The sequence below is a fragment of the Brevibacillus choshinensis genome (assembly GCF_016811915.1).
Classification (GTDB): domain Bacteria; phylum Bacillota; class Bacilli; order Brevibacillales; family Brevibacillaceae; genus Brevibacillus; species Brevibacillus choshinensis_A.
Genome location: NZ_CP069127.1, coordinates 3366528 through 3391384 on the forward strand (window position 1 = coordinate 3366528; position 24857 = coordinate 3391384).

The window sequence follows — 24857 nt, forward strand, 5'->3', positions numbered from 1 at the left end:
CTTTATTTCCTCGTCGGATAGCTTACCCACAGTTTATAGTTGGCTTTGCTCCCTTTTTTCCAAACTACGCTCACCTCATATATGCCCGTTTTGCTCAGTTCGACTTCCAGCTTTTCCGGATGATTGGAGCTCACGGCTGAGGCGATTTCCTTCTTTTGTCTGTCATATACATACACGTCTACATCCGCATCTCCCGCCCAGTCGAGGGAGACTGTCAGAAGCCCTTGCTTCAAGGCGCGAATCTTATAGGAATGAGTTGGCTTACTCTCGTTCACATTTCCCACGTACGTATTGGCCCCAGTTCCGGGCTGCTCGGGTTCCTGCCCCGGATCCGGCTCCTCTGCGGTTGCCCATTTTCCCGTCGTAGCGAGTGCATAGGGCTGCGGACCTTTTGGAATATTGTAGCCCTGCACGGTAACCGTATAAATCCCCTTTTCCGGTTCCTTGATCCAGATTTGCTCGACGTTGTTCAGGTTGTCTACCTCATCATCATAGGGAGCCTCGAAGAAGTCATTTCCATTGAGCTTTTCCCCACTCGGTGTCGTGACCGTGAGATTCAAGTCGTTGACCAACGCTCGCTTGGCTACCAATGCGGATGGATAGTCCGTCCAAGCTAGCGTAATGGCTAACGGTTTCGAATCGTCCGTCACCTTGACCGAGTATTTGACTTTGTCTCTCGTCTTGATACCCTTCTTCTCGTCCTTGTAGCTCGTTTCGATGGCATGAGTGAGGTTGGCCCGACCATAGCCTTGCAAGCGCATGTCTTCGTCAAGCTCTTCAGCGCTGCTGAGCAGAATGGCCTTGAGCAGGGCTCCGCTCGGCTCCTTTTCCCCACGTTCATCCAGGAACTGTCGGATTTGAGCGACACCCCCAGCCATGATCGCCGTCGCCATGCTCGTCCCTGTCATGTATGCGTAGCGGTTATCCACACGCTGATCGAAGTTTTTGCTTGGCGCGAGAGCAGAACGAGTGGAGATGATCGATGTTCCTGGAGCTACGAGGTCCGGCTTGATCCGGCCATCCGAGGTCAGACCGCGGCTGCTGAATTTCCATACGTCGTCAATGTCATTGGACTCTGTTCCCAGATCAGGCCTGTCGTTCTCCGTCGCCCCTACGGCTATGACATTTTTCGCTGTAGCCGGGCTGCCAATGGATTGATACCCTTTTTTCCCATCGTTGCCTGCCGCCACTAATGCGGTCATATCCGGGTGCTCCCACAGGAATTGGTCGAACAGAAAGGAGGTGAGACTGTACTCCCCGTTGTCGTCGTCCCCCCACGAATCGGAATGAATCCGCGCACCATCCTCGTACGCTTGCGACAAGATCGTTTTCACATCCGTCTTCAGGCCTTCCTCACTCTCAATGGCATGAAACACAAGCTTGGCCTTTGGAGCCATCCCTTTGTATTTGCCGTCAGATGCCGCTCCCGTCCCTAGGATGGAACCAGCTACATGTGTGCCATGACCGTGCTGATCGCTGGGATCACCGGCTCTTCCGATTGCATACAGATTCTTGATCTGGCCTTGAAAGTCGGGATGCATCGACTCTTCTCGTCCGGTGTCCAGTCCCGTATCCGCGACACCGACGATCTGACCCTCTCCGGTATAACCAGATGAAGCCAGCTCATCCGCGTGGATAATCGCGGCAGCCACATCGTTGTGCAGCTTGTTTTCCGGAACTGGCACGACCGCGATCACGTCCTCTGACTGAATCACCTCTTCCAGGTCTTGTCCACTCATCGTTGCGACGGAAATATGCTTCGCATCATCCATGATTTGCAAATCTTGCACGCTGTTCATCACGGACAGGCTGTTCACTGTGTGCCGCATATTCACTTTTCGGTCAAAGCCTACTACCGCGACCTGGACCGCCTTTTGTCCTCCCAGTGCGGATCGCAGACTAGGCGCAACCTTGGAAACGGGTGTGTAAGGGGTCACTTTCTCTACGAAAGACAGTCTCTCCAGCTTCTTTTTATCTTGCGCATGTCCCAGCTTTGCGAGAAAAGCATAATCCGGTATGTAATCTCCCAGCGTGACTCCCGTGCCTTCTATTTCTTCCTTCCAATCCTCTCGCACAGGTCCGCTTAGCTGGATGATGACTAGCTCCGACTTGGCCGATCGGGATGAAGCTGTGTCTACTGCCAGCTCTTCTTTTGCTTCGATCTGAATTCTTCCTCGGCGCTCTCCTGACTGCTTGGCATGTGCGGGCAGCGTGGCGGCGAGTAGTGATAAAACAATGGCTGTGGATAGTGCCGCGTTCCAACTTCTATGCAACACAAAAACACCCTTCCCCAAATTGGCGTAATGTTTCCATTATACGGGAAAGAGTGTATTTGAAAAAGGGAGGGAAGAAGGAGAACTGAGACAAAAACTAGTTCTCCGTCCCTTTCTCTTCCCCAATCCAATCCAGCATCGGTGCGAAATCTGCCCACTCCAGCGTCGTCAGCAGCTCCTGAGTCCAGCTTTGTTTCGGCACTGCCATCAAGCGCACAGCTTGATGCTGCATCGCTTCCTGCAGCAAATTCCGGCTGAATCGACCATTTCCGTCGAGTCGCTGTGATTCCGTCACTGCGAGCAGCTTGTCTTTGATCTGGCCGATTACACGGCTGTCTATCTGATAACCTGCTTCACTCGCCGCCTGCTGGAGAATCAAGACGAGTTCATCCACGGTATAATCAGCAAAGTGGACGTATTTTTTAAACCGTGACAGCAGCCCCGGGTTGCTCGTCAAAAGCTGATTCATTTCAAAAGGGTAGCCTGCCAGTACGACAACGAGATTTTCCTCGTGCCTGGTCATCTCTTCTACCAAAGTATGGATTGCCTCTTGGCCAAAATCCCGCTCACCGTTGCCGAGCAAAGAATAAGCTTCATCGATGAAAAGGACACCGCCGAGTGCTTCACGCACTTTTCTGCGGGTATGCGCTGCCGTTTGACCGACATAACCTGCCACCAGATCAGCCCGACTCGCTTGGACCAGATGACCGCGCTTGAGATAGCCAATCTCTTTTAGGATTTGAGCGTAGAGAGCAGCTACTGTCGTTTTTCCCGTTCCCGGATTGCCTGTAAATACCGCGTGCAGCTCCACCGGACTCATCGGCATCCCGAGAGAACCCCTCTCCTGCTGTACCGCTACAAATGCCGCGATCTTCTTCAGCTCGGCCTTGACCTGTTCCAGACCGACCAGACTCTCCAGACGCTCTGTGGCGGTTGGCTCATCCGTCGTGACCACATCTTCTGCGACATCCTCGGGAAGCAGAACGGTGTAATCCTCCCACTGCAGGTCTTTTCCCGCTGTTGCACGCCCTTTGGAAAAGATGGCATCCAGCACAATATTGGTGACGGTCCGCGCGTTTCCGAAGGTGTCGTCCACCTGTGATTTTTCCACTCGCTGGCGCAAGGCAAGTTTCGCTGGCGCCGTCAGGGAGAAATCGTTGCGATGCGCGACATGATCGGCGATGAGCAGAAGCTCTTCCGCCGAGTAGTTCGGCAGCAGAAAATGCCCGGTCTCAGGAAAGCGGCTGTACAGCCCTGGATTTGCCAGCAGAAAATGACGCATTTCCTCCGGGTACCCTGCCAAAATGACGACAAATCGACCTGCATATTCGCCGCTTGTCATGGCAGCGACCAGTGTATCAATCGCTACCTGTCCATAGTCGCTGCCCGAACTATCCGGCCGCTTCAGGCTGTAGGCCTCGTCGATGAACAGCACGCCTCCGTCAGCCTGCTTGACTGCCTCCATGACACGCTGCTCCGTTTGACCCACGTAAGCTCCGATCAAATGAGATCGATCGACCTCGATCATCTGACCATGCTCTAGCAGACCGAGCTCGTGGTACAGCCGAGCCATCAGGCGGGCCAATGTGGTTTTCCCTGTTCCGGGATTCCCCATCAGGACCAAATGAAGCGGCAATTGATCGTGCATGTGCCAGCCTTTTTCTTCACGCAACCTTTGATACTGCAGGAATTGAGCAAGCTGACGGACACGCAGTTTGATTTCTCCAAGCCCAATCAAGCCTTCCAGCTGTTCTAACGCCGAAAGCTCACGCCCCGCGTCTTCCTCTTCCTCACCAGATTCGTCTTGCTGCAGCAGAAGCGCTTTTTGCTCATGCTGCGCAGCCAGCTTGCGTATCGTGTCCTGCAGCTGGCCTAGCATCTCGGTCGAAAAAAAGACACCGGAAAGGGAACCCGCGTAGGCTTGGACCCTTTCTTTCAATTCGAGCAGGAGCTGCTCCCGTGCCACATATATCTGCTCCACCTGGGCGGCGATAGCCTGGCATTGCGGGTCCTTCAGCTTTGTCGCAAGCGAAACCGCTTTGGCCGCGAGAGTCCGCCATTTGCCCATATCGTCTGTCTCCGAGGCTGCCAAGGCAGACAGAACTTCAACGGTCCGTCTGCGCGTCACCACATTGTCTGTCTCCCTGATAGACGGGAATGCATTTGCGAGAACGTGATCCCGCAGCTGGGAAAAACAAAGCTGTAGGCGGTACTCCGTCGCTGTCAGATACGTCGGATCGAGCTGCTCGGCTCTTTCCAGCCATTCTTCCGCCAGAGTCACCCCGCCCCTCTTCGTCATTCGCTGTGCAGCCATTCGGGTGAGTACAACGGCCTCAGCGCGATCCAGAGCAGCACCGTCCGGATTCGTGCTCCTTTGCTGCTCGATCTCCCTCAGCAAAGAGATTAATTCGCCTTCTGTAATTTCTCGTATTCCAGGCGGATTTGTGCGCCACCGTTCGATCAATTGGATTGGATTCCGTTCTTCTTGTTGATGCATCATGTTTTGCTCCTTCCGATCCTTCTGTCCCTACTGTTGTAGCATATTTAGAGGAGCATGAAAAGAATTGCCGGACTTTATTATCGTATCAAGACATCTCGCGACAAAGAAGCCAGCCTAGAAAAAGGCTGGCTAGCGTGTACGTCTAAGTGTTGACGAATTCCAACAGATCGGCATTGAGGCGATCCGCATGGGTAATGAAGAATCCATGTGCAGCGTTCTCGTAAACGATGAACTTACTGCCTTGGACGAGCTTTGCCGATTTTTGCCCGCACAAGTGGATGGGAGCCGACTGATCCGAATCACCGTGAATGATCAAAGTGGGAATGCGTATGTCACTCATCTCAGCTCGGAAATCTGTGTGAAAAAATGAATCACTGCAATCGATCGTAGCTTTGGGTGAGCACTGCAGGCACATTTGCGTGCCCCACTGCACCCTCTCTGATGATACCGAATTACCCGGCAAACCTGCACCGAAAAAGGGCGGGGCGTTATCAGCGAACCATTTTGGGCGATCTTGAGTCCGTTTCGCGACCATGCTATCAAAAGCTCTCTGCTCGATCCCGTCAGGATTGTCCTCGGTCTTTCGCAAAAACGGTGCGGTTCCGGCCAAGATGGCGATCCGGGCAACACGTTCCGAGCCGTAGCGGGACAAATAACGGACAACTTCGCCGCTCCCCATCGAGTAGCCAACCAGCGTGATGTCTTGCAGGTTGAGACTTTCGATCAATGCGGCAAGATCACTGGCGAGCGTTTCGTAGTCGTAGCCCTCCCCCGGCCAATCGGAGCGGCCGTGTCCGCGTCTGTCGTAGGCAATACACCTGAGCCCGCTGGAGGCAAGGTACGTCATTTGGAGCTCCCACATTTCGGAGTTCATAAAGGCAGCGGAAACCAGAACAACCGGCTTGCCCGTCCCCCAGTCCTGATAATACAGACGTGTACCGTCACTGGCATCAACGAAAGGCATGGCTATTCACTTCCCCTTTTCATTCTCATATTGTAGTACCTTCAAGAGGCTGGTGATGGTGGAGAAGTGCATGGTCTCATGGATGAATGCAAAGTTGAATACCTCTCCTGCGGTTTCAAAGCGCAGCGGTCCCATTTCGATGGGCGATTCGAGATTGTGTTCAAGCAAGGCGGGAGGGAGTTCAGACAGATTAGCCAGTTGAGCCGACAAGCATTGAACCAGTTCCTCTTTGCTCGGGGGCGTCGCTGTCCAATCGGAAGGCTTCGTCCCGCTCTGGAAAAAGGCAGCGAAGTGATCCGGGGAGCTGGAAGAGACCGGGAGCCCTAGCGAGAGGAAGTAATCCAGACCGACTGCAATGTGTCCGACATTCCATCTGATCGTATTGGCAAACTGTGGTGGCTGCTTATCAAATAGATCCTCGGGAATTGATTGAATCTGATGCAGGACAAGTTGGCGGACAGAAACAGCTGTACGAATCATGCTTTGCGACATTACGGATCTCCTCCGTTTTTCCTTGATTGACTGCTTATCGTCAAACCAAGTGTACCCCTAACAAAAGCAGCCAACAATCGCGCAATTCCGATTATAATCATTAGTTGGAGTAATGATGTCTCAGCTGGAAACTGAGCCATGGAGCTTAGACCTTCACATCGATACCCTAGCAACCAGAACCCCTATTTCTGAAGATGCATGTTCTCTTTCCATTTCCCGGATGAAGGCTTTGAGCCCTCAAATGAGATGCCTCGTTAGTGGTGCTTTTTATGAATCAGTCTAAAACTATGCTATCTCTTTATCGCTGACCGACTTCTGCCGCTTGCTGATTTGCGTCCGAGCAAAAAGAGCGGAACACCCTACCACGATACCTGCAAAACCGAACTCCAGCCAGGAACCGCCAAGGCCTAACAATGCGGCTCCCCCAACTGGACCTGCCGCCATCCCTAGGTATCGGATGAAATTGTATACGCCGATTGCGGTACCACGTTCTTTTTCAAACACTTCCGATAACAGCGTCGTATGAACAGGCATGCCGATTCCGAGAGTGAAGCCGAAAATGGCATTCGCCACCAGCATCAGGGGAAGGGAAACACTTGTTGTGACCATGAACAAAAGGGTCGCGAGCGAATGAGCGCAAGCCGTGATCACCAGCGCTCGGCGAGTTCCCAAACGTTTTTGCGCAGACCAGTCCAATTTGCTCTGCCGGCATGTGGTATTCCTGTGTCAGGTGGACGGGAATATACAAAAGAAAGGCGTGATAGGCAAACATTTGAGTAAAACCGCTCAGAATGACGGAGGTACCCATTGGCTGGATGAGTACATCCCGGAACGACTCAAGGCCAAACTTTTTCGAACCTGTTTGCTGTCCTCTCGTCTCTGGCAGCAAAAAGGCGTTCGCCCCTAAAATACATAAGGCACTGACCAGCAAAAACAGAAAAACGGCACTGTGGCCACCTGTCCCACCAATCCATCCTCCAAGAAGAGGGCCGATTGCAGGACCGATCCCCAGCATCATTTGATACGTTCCCATCGCTTCCGCTCGCTTCGGCCCCTCAAACACATCGCCGATGACGGTCGCCGCAACAATGGGAATGGCCGCAAAACCGATGCCTTGCAAGGCACGAAATAATAAGAGCGAGTAGATGGAGTCCACCAGGTAGCAGCCTAACGAAGCCAGCGCATACAGCAGGAGGGCTGGAATGAGGACCTTCCGTCGGCCGAACCGGTCAATCATCGGGCCATAGACGACTTGCATGATGGCTAAGGTGACAGTAAAGATAGATACCGTCCAGTTGATGATCGCCTGGGTCGTATGAAATTCATTCTGCATGGTAGGCAGAATGGGCATAAACAGATTTTGCGCAAAGGTTCCGAGCAAGATCGAAACCCCGAGCAAATAGAGAATTTTTTGGCATTCATGGCCTCATTCACCCTAACTGACATTATTGTTTCCAAGGAAACAATGTGCTTGTAAAAAGGGAATGGAGATCATCGTACATTTATTGCCCTGACCAGTTTTTGTCCATTTCCAACGTGGCATCGCGCATGACTCGTTGCAAAAACTTGAGCTCCTCATCGCTGTATTGCGATAAAAATGCCAGCATGTGGCGCTCCAGCCGGGAATGAAACATCTCATGAAAGTGAAAAACAGACTCTCCTGCGGTCGTCAGCCGAAAAAACACTTCCTTCTGGTTATCTTCCAGCTGGTAGCGTTCGATCAGCGCCTTTTTCATCAGCTTCCCCGTAATTTTCGAGATAGCGCTCTTCGTCACGCCAATACGCTGAGCGATGGCTGTCACATTTACCTGTTCCTGCGAGCCGATGGATTGAATCACGTGCAATTCTGTGATGGATAGTCCGCCTAGCTCTTCATAGTCAGGCATGCTCTTGCGAATTTGCTCCAACAGCAAGCTTTCGCGGCGTTTGGCACGATCCTCTTGCTTGTGGAGCATCAAGACCCACTGATTCCAGATTTTTTGCTTTAGATCCACGATCTTGTACAGCCCCTTTTTTGTGTCCTCGGAAACATTGTAACTGTACCACGGAAAACTGCCAATTGCAATCCAGAACAGCTCTGAAAAAGGCAAAAAGAAACCGCAGCCCCAGAAAAGAGGCTGCGTCTCTTGTTTCTTCACAATTGGATGTTGCCCATTTCCACATCGGCGGAAAAATGAGCGAGAGCTGCGTCAAAAACATCACTCTCGGAATCGGCTGCAATTTTGAACATCGTAACCACTTTGTTGCCGCTGCGCACCTGAACATTGTATTGCGAGTCTCCATCGTACGTGGTGGCAAAATTGAATTCCCTGCCGTTTACACTCATGTTTCGTTCCACAGTGGTCACCTCCCGCCATAGTGTGACCGTTCTGCTTCCTCATTATCCCTCCCCAGGCAATGTGGATACTGATTTGCCACTCTCAGCCGATTCGACTGCGGCCTGAATGATTTCCAACGCACGCATGCCATCTTCACCGGTTATGACGGGACGACTGTTCTGCTGGATCGCCTGGATAAATGCATCGATGACGCCGCTAGTCGTCTGATTGTCGTTGGTTTGGATCGCACCGACCTTGCTCTGCTTTCGCTCTCCCGTCGTTTTCACCACCTCGATATCCGCGTCCGGACTTGCAAATATTTTCATCATGCCTTTATCACCGTACAGCACCGTGCTGTTGTCCTCATCCCCGTAGTAGGTCCAGCTAAAGGAAGCGGTCCCGATCGCACCCGATTCCGTGCGAAGAATACAAACCATGTTGTCGAATACTTCGATCGGTTTCCCCTGCTCGTCCTTTTTGTCGAGTGCTCCTGCATACGCACTCACTTCCACGATGTCCTCATCCAGCAAAAAGCGGAGCAAGTCGACCTTGTGGATTCCCAGATCACCGGCCACGCCTAATGCGGAGCGGCTCTTTTTAAAAAACCAGGTGGAATTGGTGGCATTGACGCTCCAGTACTCGGGGCCTTTGTGGCCAAAATTTGTCTTAAAAGACAGCACCTTTCCGATCTCGCCTTCTTGCAGCATCTGCCTTGCCATTTCATGAGCGGCGACCAGCCGTTGATTGTGATCGATCATCAAGATCTTCCCCGACGCCGCAGCCGCATCGATGATGGTTTTGGCGCCTTCTCTAGTCGTCGCGATCGGCTTTTCGCACAGAACGTGTTTGCCCGCTCGCAGGGCACGCGTGGTTATAATGTGATGCATTTCGTTGGTAGAGCAGTCGCTAATCGCATCGACATGTGGATGATCCACGATTTCCTCCCAGCTCTTCGCCACCTTCCCGCCAAAACGCTCAGCTAGGCGTGCAGCACGTTCCGGATTGGGGTCATAGACAAAAGCGAGCTCTACATGCGGATGGTTGGCATACTCAGGAGCGTGCCGCTGGTTGGCAATGGATCCGCATCCGATGATTCCCACTCTGATCGTCATTTTCTTTCCCTCCCTCTTCTCCTTTACTGCTGTTCTTTCTTTTGCAGTAGTACGGCCGCGATAATAATCAGACCTTTCACCAGCCCCTGTAAATAGGGAGAGATGTTCATGAGGTTCAGCATGTTGTTCAGTACGCCGAGGATCAGGACACCAAAGAACGTTCCGATGATTTTCCCGCGCCCGCCAGACATTCTGGTGCCGCCAATGATGACGGCTGCGATCGCATCCAGCTCGTAGGAGAGCCCGGAGCTCGCTGACGAAATGGAGTTGAGCCGCGAAGATTCCACCACCGCCGCTACGGCAACAAACGAGCTGCAAAGCATATAGACTCCCATTTTGACCCGGCTGACGCGGATGGTGGACAAAAGAGCAGCCTTTTCGTTGCTGCCAATCGCATACACATAGCGCCCAAATCGCGTCTTGTGCATGAGAACATAGACCAACAGCGTCATCAGCAGAAAAATGTAAACGGGTACTGCAAGTCCAAGCCACTCCGTGTTGGAGATGGACGTATAGCTGTCAGTCTTTCCTGAAAGACTTCCTCCTTCTGCAAAATAAAGCACGATGGATCGAGCGGATGCCATCATCCCCAAGGTGGCGATGAACGAAGGAATCTTCCCTTTCGTCACCATGAGCCCATTCATACTGCCCACAGCTGCCCCCGCTAGCAGCGCCGTCAGTAACGCGAGCAGAACACTCTGGGTAGCATTGAGGACGCTGACGGAAATGGCGCCCAGCAGAGCGAGTACAGCCCCCACGGATAAATCGATTCCACCTGAGAGCATCACGACCGTCATACCGAGCGAAATAATCCCGATGATCGACACCTGCCGCAAGATGTTCGTAAAGTTATCCACACTGGCAAAATGGCTGTCCACCAATGATGCGATGACAACGATAACGATAAAAGCTACAACCACGCTATATTCGGACCAGACCCACTGTCCGCGCGTCTTCCAGGAGGTCGACTGCCTGGCAGTCTGGGGAGTATTCATCATCCAGCTTGTTCCTCCTTTTTCACGCCTGTCGCAAAGAGCATGATCAACTCTTCGTTCACTTGCTCCCGTTTCAGTGTACCGGTGATCTCTCCCTGATACATGACCATGACCCGATCGCACAGCTTCATGATCTCGGGCAGTTCAGAAGAAAGGACGATGATCGCCTTTCCTTGCTGGGCCAGCCCGGCAATGATTTGGTAGATTTCGCTTTTCGCCCCTACATCGATCCCCTGTGTCGGGTTGTCGAAGATCAGGATATCGGGATCTGCTTCGAGCCATTTGGCCAGCACGACTTTTTGCTGATTGCCCCCACTGAGACTGATGATGGGCAGATTCGGATCCGAGACCTTGATGGAAAGAAGCTCGCGGTAGCGTTCGAATGCCTCGACTTCTCTACTGCCATCAATGAGCCCCCTTGATTGAAAATGCTTGAGCGAAGCGAGGCTGAGATTCTCTTTGATACTCATATCCTTGATGATGGCATTTTCCTTGCGATTTTTGGGAACCAGCCCGATGCCCGCCTGCAGAGCCTGACGTGGATGCCGCAGCTTGTGGGGCTGCCCCTTTACCAGAATCTCACCGGTATAGGGCCGGCAGCCGAATATGGTCTCGAAAAGCTCGGTCCGACCATCTCCTGCCAGTCCCGTAAAACCCAATATTTCTCCCTTCGCCAAAGAAAATTGGATGTCGCGAAACCATTTGCCGCTGGAAAGATTACGCACCTCCAGAAGGCGTTCACTAGAGGTAGGAGAGGAATGATACGCCTCATGTCCCACGGATTTGCCGACCATCAGACGGGTCAGTTCCTCTTCATTGGTATCCTTCACCTCTCCGCTGCCCGCCAGCTGACCGTCCCGCAGAACGGTGTAGCGATCGCACACGCTGAGCACCTCTTTGAGCTTGTGGGAAATGTAAATGATGCTGACTCCTCCCTCCCGAAGCGTGCGCATGGTGACCATGAGATGCTCGATCTCATAATTGGTGAGGGCTGTGGTCGGCTCATCCATGATGATGATTTTCGCGTCAGTCAAGAGGGCTCTCGCTATTTCTACCATCTGCTTGAAGGAAGGCTCCAGATCACGCACGAGGCTTTTCGGGTGCAATGAGGCTCCCATTTTGCCAAGCAGCTCTTCCGTTCGTTTGCACATGTCCTCTACCCGCAAAAAGCCAAAGCGATCGGTCCATTCCGCTCCCAGAAAAATATTTTCATAGACGGTCAAATCTGCGACGACATTCAGCTCCTGGTGGATAAAACGAATTCCTGCCTGCTGGGAAATGCGGGGCTCCGACATGGTTATCCGTTTATTCTCGATCGAAATCTCGCCTGCATCTGGCTGCAGAATTCCTCCCAGAATGTTCATCAAGGTGGACTTCCCCGCTCCGTTCTCCCCCAGCAACGCATGTATCTCACCCTTGCGAAGCGAAAAATCGACCCCTTTTAATACCGGAACCCCATTGAATGCTTTTTCAATCCCTCGCATGTGCAGCACGTTTTCTGCCATAAGCTCCTCCTGCCAATCAGCTCCAAGTCCAGCAGAAAAGGCGGCAACCCTCGGACCGAAAATCATCCACTGCCGCCCTTCCCCTGTGGAGTCTGATTAATAATTCGCGTTCGGATCGTAAAACTTGTCGATATTGTCTTTTGTGATTGGCGTGGCCTCCAGCATCGTGACTTTTTCTGCCGGGGTCTTGCCGCCCACGATATCAGCGGCCAGCTTGACCGCATCCTTTACCATCAAAGGCGAATACGTGAAAGTCGCTTGCATGAGCGGATCTCCATCTTTGATCAGCTTGTAGACATCTTTGTGTCCGCCTGCTCCGGTGACGACTTTGATATCCGTGCGTTTGGCTTCCTTGATTGCCTGGAGCACACCCAGCGCCATCTCGTCATCATGCGTGTAGACAGCATCGATCTGCGGCTGAGATTGCAGAATATTCTGCATTACATTCAGAGACTTTTCCTTTTGGAAATCGCCGGACTGGCTGACAATGACCTGCATGTCCGGATGATCCTTGATAGCTTCTCGGAAGCCGTCGCTTCGCATGGTCGTCACGGAGCTCGGTACGCCGATGATTTCCACGATCTTGCCTTTTCCCCCAAGCTTGTCGACGAGATACTTCCCTGCATGTGTGCCGATTCCTGTGTTGTCTCCTTTTACGAGAGCAGTAAAATCATCGCTCTCCAGCTCGCGGTCTACCACGATCAGCGGGATTCCCGCTTCCTTGACTTTTTTGGCGACCGGCGTCATCGCTGCTGACTCGATAGGGAGCATCACGATGGCTGAGACCTTTTTCGAGATCAGGTCTTCGATATCATTGGTCTGTTTGTTCGGGTCAGCAGCGGTCGTGATCACGTATTTGAGGCCTTCCGCCTTGGCTTCGTCCTCCGCATTTTTAATGACAGCACCCAGCCACCCGTGATCAGCCGCAGGGAATGACATCCCGATCACTTTTTCGGTAGGGGCTGGCGTGGCTGCTCCTCCACTCTGTCCTCCCCTGACGATCCAGCACCATTCCCTGCCGAGCCGCCGCCGCTGCATCCTGCCAGTGCCAAAAATGCCGACAGGGCCAGAGCTGCCCACTTTCCAAGATGAAACCGTTTCATGCATGTTCCCCCTTTTTGTTTGCATAAATAACCCGGGTCACTCTTGCTGCAAGCGATTGCAAAAAGTCTCCCGGGAAAATTCCTCCTGCTCCTTACCTTCCTTACCCCATCGTCGATTCTCGGATGATCAGCTCATAGTCCATGACGATGCTCTCCACTCGATCTTGCGGCGCTGCAATGCGCTTGATCAGCATCCGCGCCGCCTCACAGCCGATCTCATACATGGGCTGCGCGACGGTCGTCAGGCTGGGATTCATCATGCTGGCAAACGGAATGTTATCAAATCCAACGACCGCCATGTCGTCCGGGACCTTCAGCCCTGCTTCCTTGATGCTGCGCAAGGCCCCGATGGCCAGCGTGTCCGAGACCGCAAATACCGCGGTCGGGCGGTCTTCCAGTCCTAGCAACGACTTCATGGCTCGATGCCCGCTTTCAAAATGCAAATCCGTATGAATGAGGTAGTGTGGATCTACAGGGATGTCAAATTCCTCCAGAGCTAGCAAATAGCCTTCCTTGCGATGCCGCGCGTACAGGAAGCGCTCATCCGAATTGATGATGGCCACTTTCTTATGCCCCATCATCAGCAGATGCTTGACAGCTTTATAGGCTGCAGTCTGGTTGTCGATGGAAACATAAGGCGTTTGATCCGTTTCGCTGTATTCGCAGCACTGAATGACGGGATACTCTTCCCCCAGCTGGCGGATGTTCGCCAAATCCACAGCGGGGTCCATCGAAATGACGCCATCTGCCATGCGATTGCGCAAAAGATCCAAATATACGTTTTCTCGCTCTACATCGGAGTCGGTCGTGCATAGGAGGGTGTTGTATTGATTGCGGCGTGCGATGTCTTCAATTCCTTGCACGATCTTGGAGTAAAACGGGTTGGAGATACTGGGAACGAGGACGAGCAGCATCCGACTTTGGGAACAACGGAGGTTTCGTCCAAGCATGTTGGGGTTGTACTGCAGTCGTTCAATGACATCTTCTACTTTTGCTCTCGTTTTTGCAGAGACAGATGCGTGCTGATTTAATACGCGGGAAACGGTGGCGACGGAGACACCCGCTTCCTTTGCTACGTCTTGTATCGTTGCCATGTGTCGTGGTTATCCCTTCAAATTGTAATCGATTACAAGGATAATGTAGCGGAGCACACGCCCAACTGTCAATAAGTTTTTTGAATATTTTTATGATATTGACGATTATGATTCTTTTACTCTACTATGATTCATGTAATCGATTTCATTTTCATGATTCGGAGGTGCTCCTCATGCACTTGGGAGTTTTTACAGTCCTCTTTTCCCAGAAAACAATCGAAGACATGCTCGATCACGTTGCCGCCCACGGATTGGAAGCAGTCGAGCTCGGAACGGGGGGATATCCTGGCAGCTCGCACTGCCCCCTGGACGAATTGCTGGAGAGTGAACCCGACCGCAAACGTCTCTTGCATGCGATTCATTCCCGCGGCTTGCGCATCAGTGCGCTCAGCTGTCACGGAAACCCTCTCCATCCGCAAAAGGCAATCGCGCAGGAGGCCCATACCCTCCTGGAAAATACAATGAAGCTGGCAGAGCTGCTGGAAGTGCCCGTCGTCAACACGTTTTCCGGCTGTCCAGGGGATTCGGAGCAGGCCCGTTATCCCAATTGGCCGGTTGCTCCGTGGCCCCACGATTTTCAGGAGCTGCTCGACTGGCAGTGGAACGAGAAAATCTATCCGTACTGGACCGCCATCGGTCAGGAAGCAAAGTCGAGACACATCAAAATTGGCCTCGAGCTTCACGGTGGATTTTCCGTCCATACTCCAGGCACACTCTTGCGTTTACGGGAACGTGCGGGCGATGCGATTGGAGCCAATCTCGATCCGAGCCATTTGTGGTGGCAAGGCATCGATCCTGTGCAAGCGATTCGAATTTTGGGTCGGGAAAGTGCCATTCATCACTTCCATGCGAAGGACACTTCCATGGACAAAAGCAACCTTTCCATGCACGGTGTAACGGATATGCAGCCGTACTCAAAGCTGTTGGACCGTGCCTGGCAATTTCGAACCGTGGGCTATGGGCACGATTTGAAGACGTGGGCGGATATCATGAGTACCCTGCGTCTGGTGGGCTATGATTACGTTGTCAGCATCGAGCACGAGGACGGACTGATGTCGATTGAGGAGGGCTTTAGCAAGGCGGTCCAAAACCTGAAACAAATACTGATCCGTGAGCCGCTGACAGAGATGTGGTGGGTATGACAAAAGGGCGTCCTCAAGTCTCCTACACCGAATATATCTTTTTGCTCGGCAATTCCAAACAATTCAGCTGGCCGCCAAAAACAGCCCCGCCGTCAATTCCGATGATGTTGTTCTCGCCAAAGTAAACGTCATGCTTGCCATGGAGATTTTCCGTAGGCGTATGCCCGAAAACGACCGTTTTTTCGCCTTTGTAGCCGTTGTGAAATTCGTTGCGAATCCACATGAGCGTATACGGATCTGTCTCTGGCAATGGAGTCGTCGGGTGAACACCGCCGTGCACAAAAATGTAATCCTCCGTCTCATAGTAGCAATCCAGCCCGCGCAAGAAGGATACATGCTTCTCCAGCAAAGGAGTCAGCTCCAATGACTCTGGTCCTCTCTCCTGTTCACCGGCCGCATGACCATAGCTGATCAACGTTTTCTGCGCACCGTTACGGAACCAGCGCTCGATGAATACGGGATCTTGTTCGAAGGATTTGATCATCATGTGATCGTGATTCCCCATCAAGACAATGGCGCCTTTTTCGTGCAATTCCATCACTTTTTCCAGCACTCCTCGGGATGCTGGCCCGCGATCTACATAGTCTCCCAGCAGAATCAGCTGATCTTTTTCGTGGTTGTAATTTACTTTCCTAAGCAACGATTCCCATTTTTCGAGCTCGCCGTGAATGTCACTGATCACCAAAATGCGTTCCATCATTTGAACCTTCTTTCTCATGCTTGTCTCCTTCATTCTACGCTCCTGTTCCTTGGTTTACCAGCATTGAACGTCTCCTGATATAAAGAAAACAGCCTTGGTTCCCTTTCAAACCAAGGCTGTGATACTGATGCTCAGACCTGTGAAAACATCGAGAGGACCGTCAGTTGACGGACTGTCTCGCCATTAGGCAATGATACAACGAGCACTCCCTTGCCATCTTCCGAACCGTCTTCCCAGTCCAGAGAAAATGGCACACGGGTGAAGGCATCCTCTTCCCTCACACAGCCTAGCATGGCTCGCAGGGTCTCAGCCGTCATGGGAACGGCAACGCTTGCCCCCTGCTCATTGGGAATGGATAGCCATTTGGGTGCATCCTCAAAATATTGGACCGTATCCAGGAGCAATGACAGCTGCTGCCAGCTCAATGGAGATGTAAAGGTTTCAAACGCGCGTGACATTAGCCGAATCACTCCTTCTCCTCGCCAGAGGCTTCGTCAAACAGACTGACTTGGTTCCCTGACGCCTTTTGCGGGGAAGTGGAACCCTCACCTGGGCCTTTTCCGTGGTCTTCTCTCGTTTCATCGGTTGGCAAAACTGTTTCAAATACGACAGCTTTGGCGCCGCCTTCCACCACGGAACGGCCGATGCCTCCCTGCTCGTTGACAATCACCTGACTTGTTTCCACCAGGCTCCATTCGTTCTGGGATGTCCATGCATACATGGTCTCCTCAATGCTCATCGAGATCAGCTGGTGCGGGTTGTTCTTCCGTTTGCGGATCAGCTGCACCCCTTTTCCGGCACGCCCTTGAAGCGGAATGTCGGAAATGGTGGTGCGTTTCACTACACCTTCTGTCGTGAGCAGGCTGAATGCGCGAGAGTCGTCTTCCTCTACAGGCAGCATCATGATGGCTTCATCACCAGCAGCAAGAGCGATGGCTTTTACCCCACTCGATGCACGGCCGGTCGGGCTGACCTCACTGCGCAGGAAGCGAATGCCCATTCCGTCCCGAGTCGCTCCGAGAATGCCTCCTTCATCGTCTGCCACAAAAGCCGTGATGAACTCGTCGTCCTCCGACTTCAGCTTGGCCGCCACAAGTGCTCCTGAGCGGTTGGTCTCGTACTCGGACAAGGCAGTCTTTTTGATCAGGCCGAGTCGGCTGACGTGATACACGTATAGAGGCTGCTTGAAGCTCTCGACGATCGTAAATCCGACGATCTTCTGCTGCTTCTCCAGCGGAATCACATTGACGAGGGCTGATCCGATGTCCTTCCACTTGTCATCCGGGAAGGAATTGACCAGTGTCGCAAAGTATTTGCCGTCCTGGGTGAAGAACAGCGCGGTATGCGACGTATTCGTCTCCACGAAGTGACGTACCCGGTCGCCTTCCTTGACCCCACAGGTTTCGATGGTCCCGCCCATCGATTTGAAGGAGCGCGGGCTAGACCGCTTAATGTACCCTTCATTCGTCAGGGTCACGATGCAGTCCTCAGCATTGATCTGCATCGCGATATCGATTTTGATTTCCTCGATCTCACCCTGGATTTCCGTCAGGCGCGGCTCCGCATACTTTTTCTTGATTTCGTTCAGCTCGCCAGTGATGACCTGAATCAGCTTTTTCTCGCTAGCGAGGATCGATTGGAGCTCCTCGATTTCCTTTGCCAAGGTCGCCAGCTCTTTTTCCAGCTTCACGATATCCAGTCTGGTCAAGGAAGCCAGCTGAATGGCCAAAATTGCATCTGCCTGCAAATCGGTAAATCCGTACTTCTCCATGATGTTGCGCTTGGCATCTGCGCGGTCTTCGGAATCCATGATGGTATCGACGATTTCCCGCAGGATGGACTTCGCGCGGATCAACCCTTGCACGATGTGCTCCCGATGCTGTTTTTTATCGAGGTCAAACTGGGAACGGCGGGTGACGACTTCTTTCTGGTGATCGATGTACGCACCCAGCAGAGGTTTGAGGCCCATCTGCTTGATCGTTCCCTCATGGATCACGTTCATGTTGTAGTTGTAATAGATTTGCAGATCTGTATTTTTGTACAGGTAGTTGAGAATCGCCTGCTCATCGGCTTCCTTGCGAATGTCGACGACGATTCGGACTTTTTTCAGCTCCGCTTCCTTGCGGCCAGTTTCATCGCGTACGGCGATTGCCCCTTCGATCTTTCGTTCCATCACGAGCTCGTCGATCTGTGCGACAAGCTTGGACTTGACGACCTCATAAGGAATTTCCGAAATCACGATTTTTTTGATTTTGCCGCCTTTTGGCTCTTCCACATGCGTTTTGGCACGGATGATGAACTGACCTCGTCCCGTTTCAAACGCTTTTTTAATGCCTGATACCCCTTGAACGATCGCACCGGTAGGAAAATCAGGGCCTTTTACGTATTCCATCAGCTCTTCGAGAGTGATGGAGGGATTTTTCATTTGAGCAACGGCGGCATCGATGATTTCCCCTAGGTTATGGGTCGGAATATCCGTCGCAAAACCTACCGCGATCCCAGACGCCCCATTCACCAGCAAATTCGGAAAGCGGGAAGGCAATACCGCAGGCTGCTGCGCCGAGTTGTCGTAGTTCGGAATAAACGTAACGGTATCTTTTTCGATATCGCGCGTCATTTCGTTTGCCAGCGCAGACAGTCGGGACTCCGTATAACGCATCGCTGCCGGCGGGTCCGCGTCCAAGCTTCCGAAGTTACCGTGCCCTTGGATCAGCACGTGGCGCATTTTCCACCATTGCGCCATCCGCACCATGGTCTCATAAATGGCAGAGTCCCCGTGCGGATGGTACGTACCCATTACGAAACCGACTGTTTTCGCCGATTTGCGGTACGGCTTGTCATTGGTGTTGCCCTCTTCGTACATCGCGTACAAAATGCGGCGCTGTACGGGCTTGAGGCCATCTCTCGCATCGGGAATGGCACGGGAGAGGATGACCAGATTGGCGTAATCGCCGAAGCGCTTGCCCATGATTTCAGCAAAGCTTTGTTCGATAATTTGATTGGACAGCATGCTTATTCATCCTCTCCCATCTCAAAGGTAACGTGGCTTTCGATCCACTCGCGACGGGGAGGTACTTTGTCGCCCATCAAGACGGTGACGAGTTTTTCCGAATGAGCAAGGTCCTCGAGCTGCACTTTGATCAGCTTTCGTGTTTCCGGATTCATCGTGGTTTCCCACAGCTGATCCGCGTTCATCTCACCCAGACCTTTGTAACGCTGGACCTCTGCTCCTCGGCCAGCTTGTTTGAGCGCCTGTTCCAGCTCGTAATCGCTCCAACAGTAAATACCTTCCGTCTGCTTCCCGTTTTTGCTCGTTTTTCTCACCTGATACAACGGTGGCTGAGCGATATACAGATGTCCCGCCGCAATCATCGGACGCATGTAGCGGAAGAAGAAAGTCAACAGCAGCGTCTGAATATGTGAACCATCGACGTCCGCATCGGACATGATAATGACTTTATCAAATGCACAATTCTCGATGGAAAACTCTTCGCCGATGTCGGTCTCGAGCACTTCCAGAATGGTGCGGAATTCTTCATTGGCCAATACTTCCGAGAGCTTCGCCTTTTCCGTGTTGAGCGGTTTTCCCCTCAAGCTGAACAGCGCCTGAAACTCGGAGTTGCGCGCCTGCTTGGCGGAGCCGCCTGCGGAATCCCCCTCCACAAGGAACAATTCATTGCGCTTGGAATCCTTGTATTGGGGAGGTGTGAACTTCTCCGAAATCGACTTGCGTTTCTTGGCGGTTTTGCCTTTTTTGTCCCCGCGGAGCGCTTCCCGCTGCTTTCTCAGCTCTTCCCTGATTTCAGCGGAACGCAATGCCTTGTCGATCAAAAGCTTGCCGATTTCCGGGTTTTCTTCCAGGAAGAAGCCCAGCTTCTCAGATACGATCTGCTCCACGATCGCGCGTGCTTCTTCGTTCCCCAGCTTGTCCTTCGTCTGCGATTCAAATTGCACATCCGCCATTTGCAGCGACAAGACGCCGAGGAAGCCTTCGCGCAGATCATTTCCTGTCAGATTCGGGTCCTTGTCTTTCAAGTACCCTTTTTTCCGGGCAAATTCGTTGAAGATCCGGGTCGTACCATTCCGGAACCCCGTCACATGCGTCCCCCCGTCGCTCGTCACAATCGAGTTGACGTAGGAAACGAGAGTCTCGGCATAGCCGTCGTTGTATTGGAAAGCGAGCTCTACGTAGACGTTGTCCTTTTCCCCTTCGAAGTACACGATCGGGTGCAAGGTGTTTTTGCCCTCATTCAGATAGGATACGTACGATTTGAGCCCGTCTTCGAAGTAAAATTCTTCACGTTTTTTCTCAGGACCGCGTTCATCGATCAAGACCATCTTCAGCTTTTTCAGCAAGAACGCAGTTTCACGGAACCGATCGCGAATGGTCTCGTAATCAAAGCGAGCGTTTCCAAAAACGGCCTCATCTGGCAAGAAGCGGACCGTTGTTCCCGTGCGCTTGGTATTCCCTACGATTTGAAGGTCCGTCACCGGTTTCCCTACATGCTCGATCCCTTTTGCATCTACCTCGTAGGCAAAACGTTGTTTATGTATTTTACCTTCGCGGTGAATTTCTACTTCCAGCCATTTGGACAAGGCCACAACGACACTTGAACCAACCCCGTGAAGTCCCCCGCTCTTTTTGTACCCGCCGCCGCCGAACTTACCGCCGGCATGAAGCGTCGTAAAGATCACTTCCGGTACGGGACGACCCGTTTTATGCATGCCGGTAGGAATCCCACGCCCGTGGTCTTCCACGCTCACGCTGCCGTCCTTGTACAGCGTAACGATGATGCTATCATTCACGCCTGCCAGCGCTTCATCTTTCGCATTGTCCACTATCTCCCACAGGAGATGGTGGAGACCTCTACTACCCGTAGAGCCGATGTACATCCCCGGCCGTTTGCGAACGGCGATCAAGCCCTCGAGGACCTGAATATCTTCTTCGGTGTACGTCAACGTATGAAGTGTGTCTGTTTCCTTCAATCGCGTTCTCCCCTCTACATTCAGCACTTCCTAAAAAGCCTCGACTCCCTGAAGCATTCTTTCAAGAAGCTGATTTCTTCTTGAGAAGATGGCACAACCATGCCAATTACCCTGTGTTTCTTTTCGTGTGCCCAAAAAAGCGAACACTTAATCGCTATTGTACCGTAAGCTTCCCATTGTATTCAATCCTGGCACACAAACGGGGCAAAAAAGCCACCTCGCCCGAGCGAGATGGCCGATTTCATCGTTGTTTTCCATAGTATAGTCTAGCATTACTGGTAAAGAAAGGTCAAAGAGAAACCACAACTTTTTCCATTCATCCCCCACTTTTGTCTGGACACCCTAGTAAGGCAGCGATTCCTACGCGAAAAAGGGGGAACGACATGATTAGTGCAACCAAGCCTTTTGTCAAATTCCATAAGTATGATCAAGAACTCGTATCGGACATTCAGGCGTTGAACTCATCGGGCTACCACAAAGACGATATCTGGGTGTTGAAGTGGAATCCCGATAAAAATCACTCCAATCAACGGAACAATTTTTATAAATACAGCACGCATTTTGAAAGTGCTGTGGGGGATATCGACAGCAAAGCCCACTTTTTTGACAATGGGGGAGAAGAGCTGCGCACACGTCTGGAAAAGCTGGGCCTGACCAAGGACGAATGCTCCTCTCTCTTCCGTGAGCTGCAAGAGACCGACTATACATGTCTGCTGGTTGTTCGGGATCTCAAGGACAACATCATCAAGATGAACGATTAACCCATGTAAGCCAAAAGCCACTGCCTGGTTTTATACCAAGCGGTGGCTTTGTGTTTGAGACGAAAAATCGATTAGTCTTCCTTGATCAGTTCGATGCCTTCGAGGACTTCGTTGAGCTTTGCGTATACAGTGCTCTCCTCGTCTTCTTCCAGCGGAACCATTTCGCCGCCATCCACTTGGAAAACGAAGATATCCACTTCTTCGTCCAGTTCTTCTTCGCTTTCTTCATCTTCAATGGCTTCAGTCAAGGCAATATATTCTTTACCGTTCAGGTCGAACAATGCGATTACTTCAAAATCACCCAACGGTTCACCATTTTCGTCATCCAGAGTAATGATGTCGCCCAATTCGAGATCTTTATTTTCTTCCGTCAAAGCGTTCACGTCCTTACGATGTTATTGGTTCTCGATTCCATCATACCGTTTTTTTCCGGCAGAAGCAAACAGGCGAATATAACTATCGCAGGGGTAATTGCACTTCCATCGATGTCCCCATGCCCATTTTGCTCCGAACGTGTATTTCACCGCCGTGCTCCGCGATAATCTTTTGGCTAACCATGAGGCCAAGCCCTGTCCCGGTTTCTTTTGTAGTGAAAAAGGGTTCACCGAGCTTTTCCAATGACTCCTCGGGGATCCCGCAGCCTTGATCGGTAAACGTGATGAGGAGCTTGTCCTCCACATGCTTTGCTGCTACCGTAACCACTCCCCCTTCCGACATCGATTCGATTGCATTTTTCATCAGATTGAGGAAGACCTGCTTGAGCTGCTTCTCCTCGCAGGTAATGCTGGGCAGCATTTCGGGTATTTCGGTGACGATCTGAACGTTGTGCAAAATGGCATGCGTGTCTGCAAGCATGACAATTTGCTCCAGCATGCGCCGAATATCCCGAGGCTGATGATGAACGATCTGTGGTTTGGCCAGCACCAAAAATTCACTGATGATAAACTCAATCCGATCGAGCTCCGACAGCATGATTTGGAAATATTCCGGCTTGCCGTTCGGGAACGTTTGAAGAAGCTGGACAAAGCCCTTTAGTGATGTTAACGGATTGCGAATCTCGTGAGCGACGCCTGCTGCCATTTGACCGACGACGGAGAGCAGCTCCGACTTGCGGATCAGCTCCTCCGCATGCTTGCGTTCGGTGACATCCTGCAGGATTCCGATGACAGCAGGCTTTCCCTTGTACATGGTCGTCTTTTGCAGGACCTCCACATCAATGACCGTCTGATTTTTACATAAGCCGCGAAACTGATGGCGAATACTCGTTTGATCACCATCCATTCGCCTTTGCTGGTGAGTATAGATGACCGATCTTTCCTCTGGGATCACCAGGTCGGCAGCCGTCATTTTCACCATCTCATCCTGTGTATACCCGTAGATCTCAGCCAATCGAGGATTGACATAAACGAAACCCGGGTGCTCTACGTAGGCGATATACACGCCGACCAATGTGTCCTCTACCAGACTGCGGTACAATTCCTCCGCCTCTAACAGCTGCTGCTCCATACGCTTGCGTTCGGTAATTTCCAAGGTCGTCCCGATGACTTCCTCGATTTCATCCTCCGCATAGATCGGCGAGAGCGTGGTCCAAAAAATCCGGTCCCCGATCGCTGACTCAATTTCTACGACAATGCCCTCATAAGGCTTATGGTAAATGGTCATGATGTCTTCTTCGTTGGTCTTCAGTAAGATATCCTGCAGTCGTTTCCCTTTGACAGCTGCGGTAGTCAGACCCATTTCGTGTGCGAGCTTTCCTTCTGACAACAGCGCAATGAGCTCCCCGTCTTGATTGCGTGAATATTTAAAAATATGATTATATAAATTTTCCACCGTACGAAACTCATCGTTGTTCGGCGGAACTGCCCAGTAGCCAACATTACGAATCTGCAATCAGCATGCACCTCTTTTGTCACACGAATTCCGGTCCACAACCATTTCACCGTCGTCCCTCGTTTTCCTCCTTTTCCTGCGTTGTTACTATCGTCAAAAGGCGGTCACCTGCTGCAAGACTGTTTGATTTTATTGGTGTAGGTGGTGATGGCCTCGTCGTACGCGGGATACGGATATCCGAGACCCTCTGCCACCGCTCTCGCGTATTTTCGGAACAGCGCGTAGCACGTGAAAAGCGATTGCCACATGCTCGCATAGCCATTCTGCGAATAAGTAGACAGTAATGCGTCCCAATCTTGTGCTGGAAGATAACGTTCTATGTATTTTGCATTTTTCCCGACACTGAAGGAATACCCATGCTCAGAACCGATTTTCCATGCCATCATTCGGAGCAAATTGGGCCTCACGATCTCATGAAGATGGTCGACGGCGAACAACATTTCTTTTCGCGCGAGTCCTTTCACCACGTACGTCGAGCCCATCCAAAATTCGTTACAGCAATCGTCAAACTCACGGGCAGTCGGCTTTTTGATCCAATACTGGCTGTCGTTTGCCGTTACCTCCCCTTTGACGAGCTTATCCTTATCAAGCAAGACCTCGACTAATCCATCGCTATTCGTGAAATAATCCTCCACTTCGTCCACAGGTATCAAGGTGTCTTCTTGTTTGCCCGAGAGCCTTCCAGTGTAACAAGCCGGATTCGCTGATCGTTCCTCGCAAACTGGATCAGCATCTGCATCATTTCTTGCTCCCCTCTCACGTCAGGCACTTCTCTCTTCTTGCCCATTTGGACGAATGTATCCGTTACGAAAAACAACCCACCATTCTGGCAGGTTGTCCTTGCTTACTCGCTGTATTCTTGCAAAATCCCTTTTTCCAGGAGAAATGCTTCCTCTGCCTGCAAAATGGTAATGATCGCTTCCCGCTTCACATACGTTCCTGCGGAAGCGAGGCGGCTTTCGATAAACCGCAGCATCTCTTCAAAGTCGACGATTTGTACCTCTTGCTCGCTCACTGAGAAA

At 51.8% G+C, this 24857-nt stretch carries 21 protein-coding genes and 2 pseudogenes; 2 read left to right on the plus strand and 21 right to left on the minus strand.

Features of this window, described 5'->3' with window-relative positions:
- Positions 1-2 precede the first annotated feature (2 nt).
- The 13 genes and pseudogenes from JNE38_RS16985 to JNE38_RS17040 form a co-directional block, all read right to left on the minus strand.
- Positions 3-2276 carry a S8 family serine peptidase gene (locus tag JNE38_RS16985; protein ID WP_343071221.1) on the minus strand — a complete coding sequence of 758 codons (2274 nt, stop codon included), beginning with the start codon at positions 2274-2276 and terminating at the stop codon, positions 3-5.
- Positions 2277-2370: 94 nt separating this feature from the next.
- A complete protein-coding gene (locus JNE38_RS16990) occupies positions 2371-4770 on the minus strand; it encodes an AAA family ATPase (RefSeq protein WP_203357608.1) in 2400 nt (799 codons plus the stop codon).
- A gap of 145 nt (positions 4771-4915) precedes the next feature.
- Positions 4916-5737 (minus strand): alpha/beta fold hydrolase, encoded by an 822-nt coding sequence (locus JNE38_RS16995; RefSeq protein ID WP_203254845.1) that lies wholly within the window; start codon positions 5735-5737, stop codon positions 4916-4918.
- Positions 5738-5743: 6 nt separating this feature from the next.
- Positions 5744-6229 carry a DinB family protein gene (locus JNE38_RS17000; protein ID WP_203254846.1) on the minus strand — a complete coding sequence of 162 codons (486 nt, stop codon included), beginning with the start codon at positions 6227-6229 and terminating at the stop codon, positions 5744-5746.
- A 285-nt stretch (positions 6230-6514) separates the two neighbouring features.
- Positions 6515-6880 (minus strand): MFS transporter, encoded by a 366-nt coding sequence (locus tag JNE38_RS30705; RefSeq protein WP_238933353.1) that lies wholly within the window; start codon positions 6878-6880, stop codon positions 6515-6517.
- Positions 6881-6974: 94 nt separating this feature from the next.
- Positions 6975-7580: pseudogene (locus JNE38_RS30710) on the minus strand (MFS transporter); the annotation flags it as partial.
- Between the two features lie 151 nt (positions 7581-7731).
- Positions 7732-8223: a MarR family transcriptional regulator gene (locus JNE38_RS17010; protein ID WP_203254847.1), complete on the minus strand. Its 492-nt coding sequence runs from the start codon at positions 8221-8223 to the stop codon at positions 7732-7734.
- 140 nt (positions 8224-8363) lie between these two features.
- Positions 8364-8567: a hypothetical protein gene (locus JNE38_RS17015; RefSeq protein ID WP_203254848.1), complete on the minus strand. Its 204-nt coding sequence runs from the start codon at positions 8565-8567 to the stop codon at positions 8364-8366.
- A gap of 42 nt (positions 8568-8609) precedes the next feature.
- Positions 8610-9659, minus strand: a complete 1050-nt coding sequence (locus JNE38_RS17020) for a Gfo/Idh/MocA family protein (RefSeq protein ID WP_203254849.1) — start codon at positions 9657-9659, stop codon at positions 8610-8612.
- A gap of 23 nt (positions 9660-9682) precedes the next feature.
- Entirely contained in the window at positions 9683-10657 is a 975-nt protein-coding gene (locus JNE38_RS17025) for an ABC transporter permease (RefSeq protein ID WP_203254850.1), read from the minus strand.
- A complete protein-coding gene (locus JNE38_RS17030) occupies positions 10654-12159 on the minus strand; it encodes a sugar ABC transporter ATP-binding protein (RefSeq protein WP_203254851.1) in 1506 nt (501 codons plus the stop codon). Before JNE38_RS17030 ends, JNE38_RS17025 begins: the two co-directional genes overlap by 4 nt.
- 96 nt (positions 12160-12255) lie before the next feature.
- Entirely contained in the window at positions 12256-13266 is a 1011-nt protein-coding gene (locus JNE38_RS17035) for a substrate-binding domain-containing protein (RefSeq protein WP_238933354.1), read from the minus strand.
- 97 nt (positions 13267-13363) lie between these two features.
- Positions 13364-14356, minus strand: a complete 993-nt coding sequence (locus JNE38_RS17040) for a LacI family DNA-binding transcriptional regulator (RefSeq protein ID WP_203254852.1) — start codon at positions 14354-14356, stop codon at positions 13364-13366.
- Positions 14357-14529: 173 nt separating this feature from the next.
- Between JNE38_RS17040 and JNE38_RS17045 the strand changes: the two genes are divergently transcribed.
- On the plus strand, positions 14530-15498 hold the full coding sequence (locus JNE38_RS17045) for a sugar phosphate isomerase/epimerase family protein (protein WP_203254853.1): 969 nt from the start codon (positions 14530-14532) through the stop codon (positions 15496-15498).
- A 22-nt stretch (positions 15499-15520) separates the two neighbouring features.
- Here the strand turns inward: JNE38_RS17045 and JNE38_RS17050 are convergent, their stop codons facing one another.
- The 4 genes from JNE38_RS17050 to JNE38_RS17065 all read right to left on the minus strand — a co-directional run bounded on the left by JNE38_RS17050 (position 15521) and on the right by JNE38_RS17065 (position 21184).
- Complete coding sequence (locus tag JNE38_RS17050) at positions 15521-16195, minus strand: metallophosphoesterase family protein (protein ID WP_203357610.1); 675 nt, start codon at positions 16193-16195, stop codon at positions 15521-15523.
- A 134-nt stretch (positions 16196-16329) separates the two neighbouring features.
- The gene (locus JNE38_RS17055; RefSeq protein WP_203254854.1) at positions 16330-16656 is read right to left on the minus strand and encodes a hypothetical protein; all 327 of its coding nucleotides are present in this window, start codon (positions 16654-16656) and stop codon (positions 16330-16332) included.
- 8 nt (positions 16657-16664) lie between these two features.
- Positions 16665-19208, minus strand: coding sequence for a DNA topoisomerase IV subunit A (parC, locus tag JNE38_RS17060; RefSeq protein WP_203254855.1), 2544 nt, complete (start codon positions 19206-19208; stop codon positions 16665-16667).
- A gap of 2 nt (positions 19209-19210) precedes the next feature.
- Positions 19211-21184: a DNA gyrase/topoisomerase IV subunit B gene (locus JNE38_RS17065; RefSeq protein WP_203254856.1), complete on the minus strand. Its 1974-nt coding sequence runs from the start codon at positions 21182-21184 to the stop codon at positions 19211-19213.
- 383 nt (positions 21185-21567) lie between these two features.
- Between JNE38_RS17065 and JNE38_RS17070 the strand changes: the two genes are divergently transcribed.
- The gene (locus JNE38_RS17070; protein WP_203254857.1) at positions 21568-21945 is read left to right on the plus strand and encodes a YflT domain-containing protein; all 378 of its coding nucleotides are present in this window, start codon (positions 21568-21570) and stop codon (positions 21943-21945) included.
- A 71-nt stretch (positions 21946-22016) separates the two neighbouring features.
- On the opposite strand, the gene JNE38_RS17075 is transcribed toward JNE38_RS17070, so the two are convergent.
- From JNE38_RS17075 to JNE38_RS17090, 4 genes and pseudogenes are all read right to left on the minus strand, one after another.
- Positions 22017-22319 (minus strand): DUF1292 domain-containing protein, encoded by a 303-nt coding sequence (locus JNE38_RS17075; protein WP_055747121.1) that lies wholly within the window; start codon positions 22317-22319, stop codon positions 22017-22019.
- An 82-nt stretch (positions 22320-22401) separates the two neighbouring features.
- The gene (locus JNE38_RS17080; RefSeq protein WP_203254858.1) at positions 22402-23835 is read right to left on the minus strand and encodes an ATP-binding protein; all 1434 of its coding nucleotides are present in this window, start codon (positions 23833-23835) and stop codon (positions 22402-22404) included.
- 104 nt (positions 23836-23939) lie between these two features.
- Positions 23940-24595 (minus strand): annotated as a pseudogene (locus JNE38_RS17085) (aminoglycoside 6-adenylyltransferase).
- An 84-nt stretch (positions 24596-24679) separates the two neighbouring features.
- Positions 24680-24850 carry a hypothetical protein gene (locus JNE38_RS17090; protein WP_203254859.1) on the minus strand — a complete coding sequence of 57 codons (171 nt, stop codon included), beginning with the start codon at positions 24848-24850 and terminating at the stop codon, positions 24680-24682.
- Positions 24851-24857 lie beyond the last annotated feature (7 nt).

What these genes read in the sequence shown, in the direction of transcription:
- JNE38_RS17050 (WP_203357610.1), bottom strand. Translation starts at nt 16,195, where the DNA reads ATGGAACGCATTTTGGTGATCAGTGACATTCACGGCGAGCTCGAAAAA.
- JNE38_RS17025 (WP_203254850.1), bottom strand. Translation starts at nt 10,657, where the DNA reads ATGATGAATACTCCCCAGACTGCCAGGCAGTCGACCTCCTGGAAGACG.
- JNE38_RS17020 (WP_203254849.1), bottom strand. Translation starts at nt 9,659, where the DNA reads ATGACGATCAGAGTGGGAATCATCGGATGCGGATCCATTGCCAACCAG.
- JNE38_RS17045 (WP_203254853.1), top strand. Translation starts at nt 14,530, where the DNA reads ATGCACTTGGGAGTTTTTACAGTCCTCTTTTCCCAGAAAACAATCGAA.
- JNE38_RS17055 (WP_203254854.1), bottom strand. Translation starts at nt 16,656, where the DNA reads ATGTCACGCGCGTTTGAAACCTTTACATCTCCATTGAGCTGGCAGCAG.
- JNE38_RS17040 (WP_203254852.1), bottom strand. Translation starts at nt 14,356, where the DNA reads ATGGCAACGATACAAGACGTAGCAAAGGAAGCGGGTGTCTCCGTCGCC.
- JNE38_RS16990 (WP_203357608.1), bottom strand. Translation starts at nt 4,770, where the DNA reads ATGCATCAACAAGAAGAACGGAATCCAATCCAATTGATCGAACGGTGG.
- JNE38_RS17035 (WP_238933354.1), bottom strand. Translation starts at nt 13,266, where the DNA reads ATGCATGAAACGGTTTCATCTTGGAAAGTGGGCAGCTCTGGCCCTGTC.
- JNE38_RS17070 (WP_203254857.1), top strand. Translation starts at nt 21,568, where the DNA reads ATGATTAGTGCAACCAAGCCTTTTGTCAAATTCCATAAGTATGATCAA.
- JNE38_RS17030 (WP_203254851.1), bottom strand. Translation starts at nt 12,159, where the DNA reads ATGGCAGAAAACGTGCTGCACATGCGAGGGATTGAAAAAGCATTCAAT.
- JNE38_RS17000 (WP_203254846.1), bottom strand. Translation starts at nt 6,229, where the DNA reads ATGTCGCAAAGCATGATTCGTACAGCTGTTTCTGTCCGCCAACTTGTC.
- parC (WP_203254855.1), bottom strand. Translation starts at nt 19,208, where the DNA reads ATGCTGTCCAATCAAATTATCGAACAAAGCTTTGCTGAAATCATGGGC.
- JNE38_RS16995 (WP_203254845.1), bottom strand. Translation starts at nt 5,737, where the DNA reads ATGCCTTTCGTTGATGCCAGTGACGGTACACGTCTGTATTATCAGGAC.